We start from the raw sequence: 13,381 nt of genomic DNA, 5'->3' as shown, positions 1-13,381 counted from the left end.
CTCGAAGATCGCTACGGCCGGCGTTCCACCCTCGTCACCAGCCAACTCCCCGTGGACACATGGCACGTGCTGATTGGAGACCCAACTTACGCCGATGCCGTGCTCGATCGCCTCGTCCACAATGCCCATCGGCTCGACCTCGCCGGCGAGAGCCTGCGCCGAACCCAGCCAGCGGCCCGAAGGCCATGAGCTCGTGGCGCTNTGGACATGCCGCTGCGCTTGGACAACGCAATCGCGTTGCCCACATGCCCACAGCAACCGCAACTGAAGAAGGAGAGGTTCAAGCCGCGATTCCAGGTTGACCACGCGGCTCGCCAAATGCCAGAAAATCTACCAGCCAGAACGCCTCGTCACCAGGCGAGATCAAATCGTAAAGGTGGGCGACATCGTCTCGGAATCCCCGGGCGACTTCATATCGGTACACCCGGGCGACTTCGTCGGAATCCGCAGCCAGCTCGGCCGAAGGTTCACGCAGCTTATCTTCAAGGCTATCACGATCGATATTTCACACTGCGCGATGTCGCAGGTCTTTTGAACATGAAGGTTACGACCGTTCCCGTGATGGAAAAGGCGGCCTTTGGCATGGCGGCCTAGTCCGCAATGGACAAGAAGATTTACTGCATCGACACAAGTGCCCGAGCGCTACAAGCCAAACCGCTTCCCGAAGCTGTGGGAGCAGCTGGACCAGCTCATTATCGACGGCCGGCTGATTCCCTCGACGCTGGTTTTGCGCGAATGCAGCAAACAGCGATCCGAGGAGTTGCACGGCTGGCTAATGCCGCGCGAGGACATGTTCATCACGCCTGATGAAGAGGTGCAGCGGCAGGTCGACCACATCGTTAACACCCACAAAGGCCTGGTTTCGGCAGGCAAAGAGAAATTCCAGGCCGCCCCGTTCGTGATCGCCCTCGCCAAGGTGAACAGCTACACTGTCATCACCGAAGAGACCGGCATCGGCAGCCTCGCAAAAATCCCCGGCGTGTAACGCGATGAAGGTAGATTGGTTGAACCTAATGCAGCTGATCGATGAAGACTGGGTGCTTGGATAGCCCGGCCGGGCTCGCCGAAAACAATTCTTGCTGTCGGACCGAGAAATGCCGCAGAACTCACCTTTCGACCACTGATCACAGAGCTGGAAATTCAAGCGTTACGCGCATTGAAGCGGCCAATGCGTGTACATCCCTCGTCTCGGTTGCGCGCTGCATCCGGGTGCCGGCCAGTACCCAATTCAAATTGCTTTGAATACATGTCAAGCACTAGGCAACGTCATCGGGGTTTTCGATAAGTGGCTGCAGAACCTGAGGCCTCGGCTTCTTAACCAAAAGGACTGGACAGCCGCCGAAAGTGTGCTGGCAGAGATACGCGCTTGCGGAACACTGCTCGGGGCCGGCTATCCGGTGATCTTAGGCGGAAAAAACGACGATACCGGCGCGAAGCCGGAATTCCACATTACGCTCGATGGCATCGAAACCATCGTCGAGGTCTGGAATCGCAATCGACCGGCGAATTTCGTTACAGCATCAGGAACGATGACACCGTTCGGCGCACCAGATCCCGAGAAAGATGGCGACAGCAACGCCAAGATGAACATCGAGCGCTTCGGATGCTTTCTGATCCGCATAATTGAAAAATATCTGCTCCATAAACTGAGCTCTGTCAGGCGGCAGCTCCGGAAAGGCATAGAGGTCACGCTCAAAGCCGGTTGCGCGCGGCCCGACGGGTTTCGCAATTACCTTGCCACCCTTTCGCGCGTACACAATGAGCTTGCCGCTCGGGTTCGCCCATTGTTTCAGGTAGAAGGCACGTATGAAGTGGTGGTCTCGCGGGGCGCCCATCCACCTAGCATATCACAGACCGCGATTATGCGGCGGCCATACCTTCGATCGCATAAGACGCCATGTGGCTACTGGGCCAAGAGTCCGGTCCCCGAAGGGGAGACGCCCGAACATATCTGAAGCGCCATCCACGGCGCTCCAAATAGGCTGCATGCGCTGAGCCTGTCAATTGGATTGGGACCCCGCGTCGGCATCCAAAATTATTCCATGCCGAAGCACAGCGGGGTTTTCTCTTCGCCCGTCCGGCGGACCTTTCAACGAGCCCGACCCGTTGGTGGCTGGTCCGAGCCGCCCCTGTAGAAGTCGCGACGTCGAAGCCTGCGCTGCGCGTCTTGCGACCATTGCGCCCGCGATAGTCGCGCGGCAGCTGTGGGTCGTTGCCATAGTCATCGGGACCGCGCCCCTGGGCCTCGCGGCGAATTTCGTCGAACGCTAGGAGTTCGTAACCGCAGCATGTCTCATTCCGGAACGCCAATGTGCAGCGTACCAGTTCGAGCGGTCACATTGCGCTCATGACCACGTAGACTCGTTCGGCGCAATAACTGGCACCGTCGGATCGAGCTCTTCCTGTTCCAGCATCCTTGCCGCTTCAGTACAAAGCCATCTCGCCAGTCGTCCGATTTCGCCTGATCGCATGGCAAGCCTCTCAAGACCTTTCTGCGACCGCAGCGGCGATCCTAACGCCAATGCGAGTTTTGGCTCCATTTGATGCAATCGAACCTGAATTCCGATCGCATCTTCGAGGTGCGCGGCGATCCTCAAGCCGCCGGCATCGATATCACCCCAATGGTAGACTGGCGTTTTCGGTGCCAAGAGAAGAACGTGCCGAACGAGATGGACCATGCTTGAGAGCACGTCGCGCGCCGGAAACCCGTCCGTCAGAAGGGCAAGATAGTTTCCGTCAATCTCCGTGCTGTAACGCCAAAAGCTTGTCGGATTTTCGATCGTGATGACGTAGTCGACGGCGTGAGCCAACGCGGCTTGCTTGGCGGCTTGCCATGGCAGGCCGATAAATACGTCCCCGGTACCATGGATATTCAGCGTATCGGAGGAGAGCTGGAGCGGACCCCTCACCTGCAGGAGGTGAGCACGACGCACGATGCCGCTCGCCTCCAGGACCTCCCGTGGCTCCTCTCCGACCAGCTTCGGATCCCAACGCCTGAGCAGCTGGGCGACGCGTCCTTCCATCCGTTCCAGGACTTTGCTGTCTTTTACGGTTCGGCGAGAAAAGGTTCGATGGTCGATATCGCGCCCCGCCAGATTTGTGACGCCATAGGTGAGACGGAGAATCGTGAGAAACATGTCGACGTCACCGACCGAGAGCCCGAGGAAGCTCTTGTTGCCTCTCCAGGCGGCGATCGCCTCCTCCTCGATATCCCGAAAGAACGGATCGGCGAGAATCTCGGGAATGGCGGCCAATATTGTTTGGTGCGCCGTTTCGGCGGTTACTCCTGCGGGGGCTCTGACGAGAAACCGATAAAGCTTTTCGGGATCGACAAGACGCACGCGGGCGAGCTCGCCGGTGAAGCGGCCCAAGCGATCCTGCTCGAGAGCGACACCGCCCGCTCGTTCCGCATCCCGCAGCACACGATGAAATTCGTCTTGCGCAGCGGGACCGCCGACCAAGGTGTAGTCGATCGTCTGCGTGATGTCGCGCGTGCGAGCCAGCGGAGCCTCAAAGCGGTCAAGGAGCCGATGGAGCAGGGTCTCGGCGGTGTGTTGGCTATTCCGCGGCATGCCTCCGTTCCTCGCGGACGCGCTCTTCAAAGAAGCTGCGCGGCTGATGCATCGGATTTTCCTTCCGCAAGAGAACGTGTGCCCCGTGATGGAAGTGCTGGGGGATCGCCTGGATCGCACGGCCGACGCGGATAATCGAAATCAACGTATCGAACGTCTCCTGATATAGCGCCTGATGCGTTTTTGGCGCGGCCATGATGAGCTGCAGGCCGAGTTGATGGTAAAACCGGATGATCTTGTAGATATTGTCTGGGTCGAGTTTCTCGAACGCCTCGTCCATCAACATCAGCGCCGATTGGGGCGGCACATCGCGACTGCCTCCAAGGTGATTGAAATAGGCTGATGCGGCTGCAACGCCAAGGCAGATATAGAAGGGAACGAACTTCTGCCCTCCGCTGGCCTTGCCACGACGCTGTTCGAGATCCGAAATTCTACGGTAGCCTTGCTCCGGGTCGCAAATATCGATGCTGAAACGAAAGTAGCTCCGGTAGTCGGCAAGTTCACGAATACGGCGACGATGCTGGGCATCGTCGCCGTTCTCGATCGTCAGCATGTCGATCAACTCCTTGATCTTCACCTGGTCCGGATCGTTCGGATCCGGATTGCTCTGCATCAGCGCGGTGGCCTTTGGCGCGACGATGTCGAGCCGATCGATCAGGTAGCGGATGGTCTCCTTGTCCTGATCACGCTCCTGGCGGATCTGATAGACCTCTCCCATGAATACGCTGCCGCGCAATGCCCGATTCAGATCGTCCTTGATGCGATCGACCGCATCGATGTTACCGCTCAGGCGGCTCAGGAAGTCATGAACCATTGTCTCGACCAGGGCGGCGACGGCCTTGTCGATCTGGTCCTTGAAGTTGCGCAGAATGGTTTGCGTGAGCTCGCGATGTCTCAAGTCGATCCAATCATAAAGAGTGGTCGTTTGCTCGGTAGCAACAAACTGCGTCCATTCAAATCCCGGATGCTGGTCCGGATTCGCTTGCACATAGTCCTGGATTGCGGCGTTCAGCCTCGCCACCCGCTGGGCCGGAGCCCTGTCCTTGAGAAGATCTTCAAAATGATTGCGTACATAGGCGGGATGTCCGCGCGCGGCGCGCTCTTGCACATAGGCGGCACGGGCGCGGCGGACAAAAGATTCAAGGCCAATGGCGGGATCATGCCTCTTCCGGCGGCGACCGAATGGCGGGAACGCCTCACAGGCCCGTTCGGCCGCCTTCTTGCGCTCTTCCGCATTCGCATTCATAGCGCCCTTGCGTTGTCCGATCGCGTCGATGAGTTTCTCTTCCTTCTCTTCCTCGTCGGCTCTCTCCTTTTTGTATTGAGCGAACATCTGCTCGATTTCGCGCTTTTCCTCCATCACCCCTTGCGGCAACTCGGCCTCGAGGTCGCGAATGAGAGCGGCCTGACGCTCGCTTTCACGGTCCGCGGCCTCGATCTTGTCGAGCAGCTGGGTCGCCGCATCCCGATTTGTGACGAGGGCAGTTTCTGCGCGCTTGACGGCCTCAAGAACGGCGAACGATCGACGCTCATTGTCCCGCGCAGCTTGCAGCCTCGTCTCGAGCTCGCGCTGCTGCTCACTGAGCTGGGCGATCTGCTGCTCGCGGACCGATTGCCCCAGCCGCGGAATCTGCTTGAGCTGACGATATTCGATGCCGCGGCCGTGCGCGTATTTGCCGTCAGCTGATGCCGCCAGATCCCCCTTGCGGATATCGTTGGCCGTGCGCCCCCGAATGATCCGACCGAGCCGCACGTTAAGGAAAGCGCGGGCATATGAATTATCGGTGACCACCGCCTCGGCCAGTGTTCCGGCACGTACAGTCTGGTCCTGGGCCACGACATTCTCCGACTGGATCAGCTTGGCCCGGGTCGCCTTATAGTGGCTGTCGAAATGCCGGTAGGCCTGGTCCATGAAACGCGGCTCGATGATGAGGGCATCGGCCCAGTCGCCGAGAATCGATTCGATGATTGCGCGCCATTCGGCAAAGGCAGGTGCGATATCGGCAACCTCCGAAAGGCTCTGCGCGGGCACACTCATCTTCGCCATGTCGGCTAGGAAGTCCTGCGTATCGTTGGACATGTAGGCACCACCCGATCGCAACTTGCTTAGAATGCGATTGCCTTCGTCGAATTCCCTGGTGAGGCTTGCCTTGTCGGACGCAAAACTCTGATAGCGCTCGTCGAACCGAAGGCGGGCGTCGGATAGGGGCGGCACGGCCGCGACGAGGGTGGCGATCTGCTTGGGAGACTTGGGCCAGGCGGCATCGTAGTTGCCGACGAAGCCTGGCGTCAGACGCACGGCAAAATCTGCAATGCCGGGAAACTCGGCCCGAAACGCGGGGCTCGTTGCGGCTTCGCGCAAGGCACTGAGGGCATCGAAGATCGGCTTGGCCTCGGCGGCACCCACCCTGCGGGTGGCATCCTGACTATTCTTTTCAGTCTGGGCCTTTTCGATCTGCTTATAAGCCGGCGTTCCGTCGATCTGGTCCTTGATGGCTTCCAGCCGGCGCCGGATCTGCTCGATTCCCTCGCCCAGCGTCTGCTGATAAGATCTTGTGCTATCAAGCTGGCCCTGCATCTCGTCGATCTCTTGACGCTGTTTAGCGATGAAGGCGCCGTATCGATCGTACTCCGCGCGCTGAGCGGCGTAGTTCCACATCCGCGTGTTGAATTGATCGATCATGACACGCTCGCATGCTGAACGGATTGACTCGACCGTCTTGATCTCCGCTTCGACGCGCTCGATGGTCTTCTGCATGTCGCGCCAGGTGTTATAGCGCGCCTGAAAGGTCTCGATCTCAATCGGGAGGTCGTCGAGCAGGAAACGCTTGACGAAATCGGTGACGCTGGTGATTTGTCCAATGTCAAACGACAGCGCCTGGCGCAGTGCGGCGCGTGCACGATCGGGATCGAGTTGGGTGCCGCGGGCATTGGCGTTGATGATGGCGTAGAGTTCTCGCAAGAAAGCCTGATTTTTCTGCCGCTGGAAGATCTGGACGCTGCGGCCCTTGCGGCGCTGTTCATCCAGGAAGGATTGCCACGCCTTCTCCTCGAAACCCTTGGGCTTTGGATGCACGAAGTCGGCAAAGCCCAGGATCTCGCCCTCGAGGATAAAGAGGCCGAGGACGTTCTCCTCGCTGAGAGATGCTTTCGCCTCAAGACAGACGCCCGCCGTGCACCGACGGGATCCGTCGACGGCCTCGAAACCGAGAGCGATGTACGTCAGGCAGGCATCGCGCTGATAACCTTCACCGTCGTCGAGAAGGCCAAGGCAGGCTTCGCGCACGGTTCTGGTGCTGCGCCCTCCCTCGGAGACGCGGCTATTGAGATCAAGGTAACGGCGGTTCATGCCCGTCATGACGATCTGGATCGCATCGAGCAGAACTGATTTGCCCGATCCGTTGCCACCGAGGAAGACGGCATTGCCGTTCCCGGAAATGGGGAAGTCCTGGGCGTAGAGATAAAAGTTGACGGCGGAGATGTTCCGCAACACGAAGGCCTGGATCATGATGGCGCCGGAGTCATATCGGAGTCGTCATTTGCGGCATCATCTTCGTTAGCGGCAGTTTCCGCGGTCCGCGCCGGCTGGCCTGCCCAGACCTCGATACGGGCCAGGAACGAACCGTCGACTACTTCGGTGATGGTCGGACGGATGAGTATATCGGCTGACACCTGCAGTGAATGGTTCTGGTCGAAGGTGACCAGGCCCTTGCGCTTGAATGTTGTCAAAATCGCTCGCAACTCCCCAGGTTTGAGCGTTCTGGATCCCATGGAGGAGAAGACGGTCTGGATCTCCTCTTCCTCGACGAGGATCTGCGCGCTCGAGTCGACGAAATATCCTTTCTCGGCGCCTTCGTTATAGAGCATGCGAAGGCAGAGAAGGACGATGGTTTCCTGCGTCGGCACCCGCGCATTGCTGTAGGCAACAGGACTGACGAATCCTGCATAACCCCAGGTGTCGTTGAAGACAAACCTGAAACCAAAGCTCGCGAACAAATCTTTGAAATAGTCGAGGTTCCTCGCGATGCGGTCGAAGTGAGCGGCTCCACCGAAATCGCCGCGGGCGACGAACTGCCGATGCAAGAGGCGGTTTGCGGTCTCGGTCAGTTGCTCGGCGCTGAAATTGGGATCCTGGGCGGCTTGCCGCGTCGCCCACCGCGAGAAGTAGGTCATGCTTTGCCCTGCCTGCGGCGCACCAGCACGCCAGGTCCAGAAATAAACCGGTTCACGGTCCGAGACGCGCTCGTTCGCACTTCGAATTCGGGGTTCGAGGCGAGCGCGCCGGCCCGCGCCTCGTAAAGGATCGCGATATCGCGCGCGGATTCGGGCTCGAACTGGTCGAGATCGAAGAAGCCGCCATCATCGGGCAGCAGCATCCGCATACGTTCGGCGACCGCACGCGGAGTGACGTCCATAGCGGCGACATAAGCATCGATCATCTGCTCGCGCTTGACGTCGGCCGGATCAACCACCTTTGGCTCCCGCGTCTGCGGTTCGACCGGCTCGCGCGCTTTCTTTGCCAGAGCCAGGGTCGCGGTCGAGTAAGGAACCGGGATTTCAACGAGAGGCGTGACACATTCGATATTGCCGGCGCTCCAATGGGTGAAGGCGAGCCGGATCGCATCCCGCAGCCGTTCCTCGCGGACGTTTCGCGCCGTCTCCTGATATCGCACGGTCGTCGCGATGCGTCGCTCGAGCCGATGCGAAAAGCGATCGATGACGTCGAGCTTTTCCCCGAGGCCCGCAAACACGGCGCGGATGCGCATGAGATCCTGGATGATCTGGGACTCGGCCGTGGCAATGTCTGCGACCAGTCCCTGATCTGCGAGCGCGACGGCGGCACGCGCCAGCTGGCCCTCGTCATTGATGAAGCGATCGGTGTTGGTCTGGATGCTGCGCTGGAAGCGCATCGGGTTATACGCAGACGCTTTCAGCGCGCGGTAGTTCTCCAGCAGTATCTTCTCGACAAAGCGCTCCATGAATCTGGCCAGCAGGTCGGCAAGGCCTTCAGACCGCATCAGGTCTTCTTCGATACGGTGGAGCGATGTCAGGACACCATCGATCGAACGCCGCAGTTGCACCGCTTGGCGGCGCGCGCTCGCGATGTTCATGACCTTGCCGACGGGGTCCTGGTAGGCCGCGATGATGCCGCTGTCGATCAGGCTGGCCTCGGCGGAAATATCGACCTTCAGCTCCTCCTTGAGCGTGATCAGCGAGGAAAGCAGAGCGTGGGCTTCCCGCGGCATATAGACCTCGGCGGCCTTTCGGTTCGCCACTTCCATGATCCAGCCGTCATCACGCAAGCGTCCATAGATAACGTAATCGGCGGTTTCCGGGCTTGGAGTTGTCTCATCGTCGTCGGAGACGCTCCGGAAATCAGGATTCTCCAGGACCTGCCGAATGACTTGCAGCACCTCGGATTTCTTCGGTGCGAAAGCAAAATCATCGAAGAACTGCTCAAAGATGGCTTCCAGGATCGCGACGTTGCGCACATGCGCCGGTGACGACAGCAGTCGAAACAACGTATGGGGAATGACATCAAGAAAGCTCATTCCGGCCTTTCATCGAGCTGGATCCCAATGTAAAATAAGTTAGCACAAACTCAATAAACCCCATGTCCCGTCCGCAGAAATATACCGATTCCGAAATTGTGGCGGCCGCACAAGCATTGATTGCAGAGGGAGAAGAAATCAATCCGACGCGGGTTCGGGTGCAGTTGGGAGGCGGAAACGTCAATCGGATAAAGGCCATCATCGCCGGAATGCCCCGTGGCCGCGCCCCGCACCAAGCCCTCGCCGCCAACGTGCCCGGCGCATTGAAACGTGAGCTGCAGCACCTGACGACCGAGGCCTCCCGGGAAATCTTGTTGGTTGTCGCCAAGTATTGGGGAACCGCACCCGCGACATCAACCAATACGATGGGGGAAGAGAACGAAAGGCTTCGGAACCGCATCGAGGATCTGGAGGCCGGCGCGCTTGCCGCGTCGGAAAGGATTGCCGTGGCCGAGAACGAGCGGAGTGAGAAGGACGCCGCCCTGAGGCAGCTCGCGATCGAGAGGGACGATCTTGTCCGGAACCTTGGCAGCCTGCAGTCGGCGCTGCGCAACGCCGAGGCCGACGTTCGCGCTGCACAACGCTCCATCGATGGCATCGAGCGCAATCGACGCGAGGACCGGGAGCAGATTCGAGACCTTCATAACCGGATAGAGGGCATGATCGGCGAGATCGCGCAGCTAACAGCGAAAGCGGCCGGACCCTCGCAAAGGGAACGACCGCGCGGTGGTGGATCCTCCTGATCCTGCGCGGACTGAACCACCCGCCGATACCCCCTCCATCGCCCATCACGCATTCGCCTTTGCGAAGGGGAGTGTCAAAACGGTCGTGTAGGACCGGCCGCGTCCGCCGTCGAAATCGAACTCATAGAGCCGAACAGAACCAAGCGCCGTCTGGCGCTGGCCAAGAAAGAACGTGAAGGCATTGGGCGCGGCAATGAACAGATGGGTCATGCCGATCCGGTCGGCCTTGACGGCGCGAACTGCGCTGGTCGCCGAGTCCGCGAGCTCGAAAGCGTGGCGCCCGCACGTAACCGATTGGGCACCCGAGCCGGAACTCGGCTTCAGGATCAATAGCCGGCCGACATGCGGAAGCGCGGTTTCGCAGTATCGGCGCGCATCGGCCGACACATCATGGGTCAGGCCAAGCGCGACGGCGAGATCCGGCTGATCGCGCCTCAGCTCCACCGTCTCCGCAACGAGGGTCGGCCAGTCCGGACCGGAGACTACATCATCGGCCGACCAGAGCCGACGGCCGGTGCTGCGCTGCTCGAGCTCAACCTGGCGGCCCGACTTGATGTTGATGATCGAGCCGGCGGCGAAGGCCAGCGTGACGTGGGCGTCAAGCGCAAGCCGCAGGCGCGGCTGGTCCTTGGCGGCCGCGAGCAGGAACCCTCGTAGCGCGGGATAGAGTTTTGTTTCCCAATCGGCGTCGCTGCGGATGTAGCGCTCGTCAAAGGATGGGACCAGGTCCAGCAGGGCGTGACAGCGCGCCTCGAGACGATCGAAGGCGTGCTCGAAGGATTTGACGCCGAAGACCCGCGGGCCGCCCTGGGCCGCTCCGAGCAGATCTTCTCGGGAGCAAACGGCGCGGAAGCCGGCGCGGTCGAACTCGAGCCGCCCCTGCGCCATCCACTGGAAGACGACATCGTCATAGGGGAAGGCGCTCTGATTGGCGGGAATGCGCCGCAAGCCAACATAGGCAAACAACAGGTCAAGCTGATCGCGAAGTCCATCGAGGGTGTCGGTCGCCTCGCCAAAGGCGAGCGTGCGCGCCAGCAGCCGAAGCTCGGCTTCATCGATGCCGAGATGCTCGCGCCAGGCTTTGCGGACGGCGCCTGCCTTGCTGTTGTCCGTCACCGAGCCATATAGCCGCTCGAGCCGCATCGCGCCAGAGCGCGTACCGACCATCTCGCGCAACGGGTCGTTGCGGTCGAGGCGCCAGTTGGTCACCAGCTTGAACCGCACGCCGTTGCCTTGGGGCGCATGGGCAAGCTGCGCCTCCCGCGCCCGCTGCAGCAATGAGCGCGCATTGGCGTTGATAAACTCCGGATCGACCAGATGGGAGTAACCATAGCTATCGGGCGTGACATGCCATTTGCACTGCATGTGTTCGCGCCGCAGCGGGTCGCCATATTGGTCTACCGTGCTGCGCGCGGCGTGGTATTCGACCCAGATATCGTCGAAACTCTTCGGTCCCGTCTCGAAGCCCACGCGCACGACCGGGCTTTCCGGGTCCAGCAGCCGCGCTGCGTGATACCAGAACAGACGCGCCTGGAAGGTATCTCCGTCGCGCCGGACGGTTACGGCCTGTGTCATGCTGCCCTTACCTCGGCATCTCGCTGTCACGGAAGGGAGGCGTCGGAACCATCGACCGGGCGATCTCGACCGCGCGAGCGCCGTCGATCGCGCTGGTCGGATAGGCGTCCAGCACGATCGTCGGCAGCAGCCGTTGCGTCAGGTCGGAAAAGGTGAAGCCGTAGTCGCGGCCACCCTGCTGCGGCCCGGTCGCCGAGACCAGGGCGTCGATATGATGGCGGGGAAGGCCGATTGGCTCCAGCCGGCTGGACAGCACGAAGCGACGCTGTTCTTCGGCGGGCCGTGCGAAGCTCAGCACGTCAGCTGCACGGCGGCGCACGGCAGGATCGAGCGCATTGAGGCGGTTTGTGCACATCAGCACAGCCGCCGGCAGCTTCGCATTGGCGAGCCGGTCGATACCGCGGATGAAGGCGTTCACGCCGGCGCGGTCCTCGTGGTGCATCTGGGCCGCCTCGCGCGACTGGGCCAGCGCGTCGGCCTCGTCGACCAGCAAGATCACGGCCCCGTGCGACTGGCCAGTCGCCGACTTGAGCTTGGTTGCCTCCGCCACAGTGTAGTCGAACGCGGCCGAGAGCAGCTGCGTCATCTCGCCAACCCGGCCCTGGCCGCGCGTGGACAGGCTGAGAGGCAGCAACGCGATGTCGATCCTCTCCTGTCGCGCCACCGCATCTCCGATCGTCTCGGCAAGCTCCGTCTTGCCCGAGCCGACGTCGCCGGCGAGCACGATCAGCGGCGGCCGCCGCAGCATCGTATCGAGCAAAGCCTGCGCGGCGGGATGGTGCTTCTTGGCCCAATCGGCAAGGCCCGCCGGGTTGACAAGCAGGCCCAGGATTTTCGCAAGACGGGTTTTCTGCTCGTCGAGCCCGACCAGCCGGGCCAGCCGCGCCTGCGGATCGATGTCGGGATAGGTGATGCGGCGCTCGAACAGTTCATCGAGGATTGGCTTGGTGGTCATCAGAAGCTCCTTGACGATCGTGCGGTCGAGAGCCCTGCCCCCGGAAGAGTAGGTACGGTCGCTTGTGAGATAGCCAGAGACGCCGGGCTCGGCTGCGCCATTGCGTGAGATCGGCAAGGTCGCCTCGAACGCATCCTGCTGTGCCTGCGTCAACTGGTTCCAGGCCGCGCTGTAGGTGAGATAGCTCTTGAACGTTGCGCCGCTGACATCCGCGTTATGCCGGATACGGCCGGGATCGTCGTCGTTGGCGGATGCGCCAGCGAGGTCCCGTGCGGTATAGCGCAAGGTCGGCTCGATCCATTTGCCGTCTTTTTGGAAGCCATAGGTGACGGTGCCGAGATAACCGACCTTGATCAGCTCTGTCGCTTCGGCCTCGAACTCCGCGATACGCTTGTCGGAAGGGCTGCCGTACAACCGCTGCATGCGCTTCAGATCGGTCGCGACCTTGGCGGCCATGTGCCGCGCGTGGGTGACCGTGAAGGTCGCGCTTTCGGTGAAGCTGTAGCTGTAGGACATTATTGACCTCACGCCTGGAAGGAGGAGCCGAAGACCTTCTGCCAATAGGCGACGGTCAGTTGCTTGTTGGGGGCGGCGAGCGCCGCATCGATGGCATCGCCGGCGTCGAGCGCGGCATCGACGATCGCATCCGCGTTCGCTGCCGTGTAGAGGCGGGCGACGTTGTTCGTGGCGTTCACGGGATCGATGATCGAGCTATGGCTGATTCTGGGTGACGCGGCCTGATCAGGCGGCGTGGCTTTCAGTGGTCGGAATGACCTCGATGCCGTCAGTAAACTTTACACCGGCGATGACCTTCGGCAACTGATTTGTTCCTTTCAGTCGGCGCCATGTCTTCGATGCGGCGTCGATCAACTTGAACACCATCAGCTTCGCGGTTTTCGGCGAGAGCGATCCTTTCGTTCGCACCGTCCGGTGCCGCACCGTGGAGAACACGCTCTCGATCGGATTCGAGGTGCGCAGATGAGC

The 13,381-nt window shown here is 60.8% G+C and carries 12 protein-coding genes and 1 pseudogene; 5 read left to right on the top strand and 8 right to left on the bottom strand.

The genetic code is table 11. The features are described 5' to 3' along the window. The 4 genes from A3AI_RS47070 to A3AI_RS50420 all read left to right on the top strand — a co-directional run. The coding region (locus tag A3AI_RS47070) for an ATP-binding protein (RefSeq protein ID WP_198030360.1) at positions 1-189 on the top strand (189 nt) is incomplete at its 5' end. A gap of 109 nt (positions 190-298) precedes the next feature. Beyond that, positions 299-535 (top strand): hypothetical protein, encoded by a 237-nt coding sequence (locus A3AI_RS0141040; RefSeq protein WP_024521025.1) that lies wholly within the window; start codon positions 299-301, stop codon positions 533-535. A 96-nt stretch (positions 536-631) separates the two neighbouring features. Next, entirely contained in the window at positions 632-985 is a 354-nt protein-coding gene (locus A3AI_RS44780) for a DUF4411 family protein (protein ID WP_245287082.1), read from the top strand. 187 nt (positions 986-1,172) lie between these two features. Continuing rightward, the gene (locus tag A3AI_RS50420; RefSeq protein ID WP_036051653.1) at positions 1,173-1,955 is read left to right on the top strand and encodes a hypothetical protein; all 783 of its coding nucleotides are present in this window, start codon (positions 1,173-1,175) and stop codon (positions 1,953-1,955) included. Between the two features lie 390 nt (positions 1,956-2,345). On the opposite strand, the gene A3AI_RS0141025 is transcribed toward A3AI_RS50420, so the two are convergent. The 4 genes from A3AI_RS0141025 to A3AI_RS0141010 form a co-directional block, all read right to left on the bottom strand. After that, entirely contained in the window at positions 2,346-3,341 is a 996-nt protein-coding gene (locus A3AI_RS0141025) for a Wadjet anti-phage system protein JetD domain-containing protein (RefSeq protein WP_198030359.1), read from the bottom strand. 217 nt (positions 3,342-3,558) lie between these two features. Next, positions 3,559-7,080 (bottom strand): SbcC/MukB-like Walker B domain-containing protein, encoded by a 3,522-nt coding sequence (locus tag A3AI_RS0141020; protein ID WP_024521022.1) that lies wholly within the window; start codon positions 7,078-7,080, stop codon positions 3,559-3,561. Beyond that, positions 7,077-7,745, bottom strand: coding sequence for a DUF4194 domain-containing protein (locus tag A3AI_RS0141015; RefSeq protein WP_024521021.1), 669 nt, complete (start codon positions 7,743-7,745; stop codon positions 7,077-7,079). Before A3AI_RS0141015 ends, A3AI_RS0141020 begins: the two co-directional genes overlap by 4 nt. After that, positions 7,742-9,124: a Wadjet anti-phage system protein JetA family protein gene (locus A3AI_RS0141010; RefSeq protein ID WP_024521020.1), complete on the bottom strand. Its 1,383-nt coding sequence runs from the start codon at positions 9,122-9,124 to the stop codon at positions 7,742-7,744. The genes A3AI_RS0141015 and A3AI_RS0141010 overlap by 4 nt, the downstream gene beginning before the upstream one ends. A gap of 62 nt (positions 9,125-9,186) precedes the next feature. Here A3AI_RS0141010 and A3AI_RS0141005 point away from each other — a divergent pair, with 62 nt between their 5' ends. After that, on the top strand, positions 9,187-9,867 hold the full coding sequence (locus tag A3AI_RS0141005) for a DNA-binding protein (RefSeq protein ID WP_024521019.1): 681 nt from the start codon (positions 9,187-9,189) through the stop codon (positions 9,865-9,867). A 45-nt stretch (positions 9,868-9,912) separates the two neighbouring features. Here the strand turns inward: A3AI_RS0141005 and A3AI_RS0141000 are convergent, their stop codons facing one another. The 4 genes and pseudogenes from A3AI_RS0141000 to A3AI_RS44775 all read right to left on the bottom strand — a co-directional run. Beyond that, the gene (locus tag A3AI_RS0141000; protein WP_024521018.1) at positions 9,913-11,442 is read right to left on the bottom strand and encodes an SAVED domain-containing protein; all 1,530 of its coding nucleotides are present in this window, start codon (positions 11,440-11,442) and stop codon (positions 9,913-9,915) included. Between the two features lie 7 nt (positions 11,443-11,449). Next, on the bottom strand, positions 11,450-12,913 hold the full coding sequence (locus tag A3AI_RS49760) for an HORMA-1 domain-containing protein (protein ID WP_245287081.1): 1,464 nt from the start codon (positions 12,911-12,913) through the stop codon (positions 11,450-11,452). A gap of 8 nt (positions 12,914-12,921) precedes the next feature. Continuing rightward, positions 12,922-13,092: a hypothetical protein gene (locus A3AI_RS47055; protein ID WP_245287080.1), complete on the bottom strand. Its 171-nt coding sequence runs from the start codon at positions 13,090-13,092 to the stop codon at positions 12,922-12,924. Between the two features lie 46 nt (positions 13,093-13,138). Continuing rightward, positions 13,139-13,381, bottom strand: a pseudogene (locus A3AI_RS44775) (IS256 family transposase); the annotation flags it as partial.

This window comes from Bradyrhizobium sp. Tv2a-2 (assembly GCF_000472425.1).
In the GTDB taxonomy this organism is placed as follows: domain Bacteria; phylum Pseudomonadota; class Alphaproteobacteria; order Rhizobiales; family Xanthobacteraceae; genus Bradyrhizobium.
Note: the sequence above shows the minus strand (reverse complement) of the source record. Positions and strands in the feature narration are given on the sequence as shown.

Excerpts from the sequence above, each read along its gene's own strand:
- A3AI_RS0141020 (WP_024521022.1), bottom strand. The coding sequence starts at position 7,080 with ATGATCCAGGCCTTCGTGTTGCGGAACATCTCCGCCGTCAACTTTTAT.
- A3AI_RS0141015 (WP_024521021.1), bottom strand. The coding sequence starts at position 7,745 with ATGACCTACTTCTCGCGGTGGGCGACGCGGCAAGCCGCCCAGGATCCC.
- A3AI_RS0141010 (WP_024521020.1), bottom strand. The coding sequence starts at position 9,124 with ATGAGCTTTCTTGATGTCATTCCCCATACGTTGTTTCGACTGCTGTCG.
- A3AI_RS0141005 (WP_024521019.1), top strand. The coding sequence starts at position 9,187 with ATGTCCCGTCCGCAGAAATATACCGATTCCGAAATTGTGGCGGCCGCA.
- A3AI_RS0141000 (WP_024521018.1), bottom strand. The coding sequence starts at position 11,442 with ATGACACAGGCCGTAACCGTCCGGCGCGACGGAGATACCTTCCAGGCG.
- A3AI_RS49760 (WP_245287081.1), bottom strand. The coding sequence starts at position 12,913 with ATGTCCTACAGCTACAGCTTCACCGAAAGCGCGACCTTCACGGTCACC.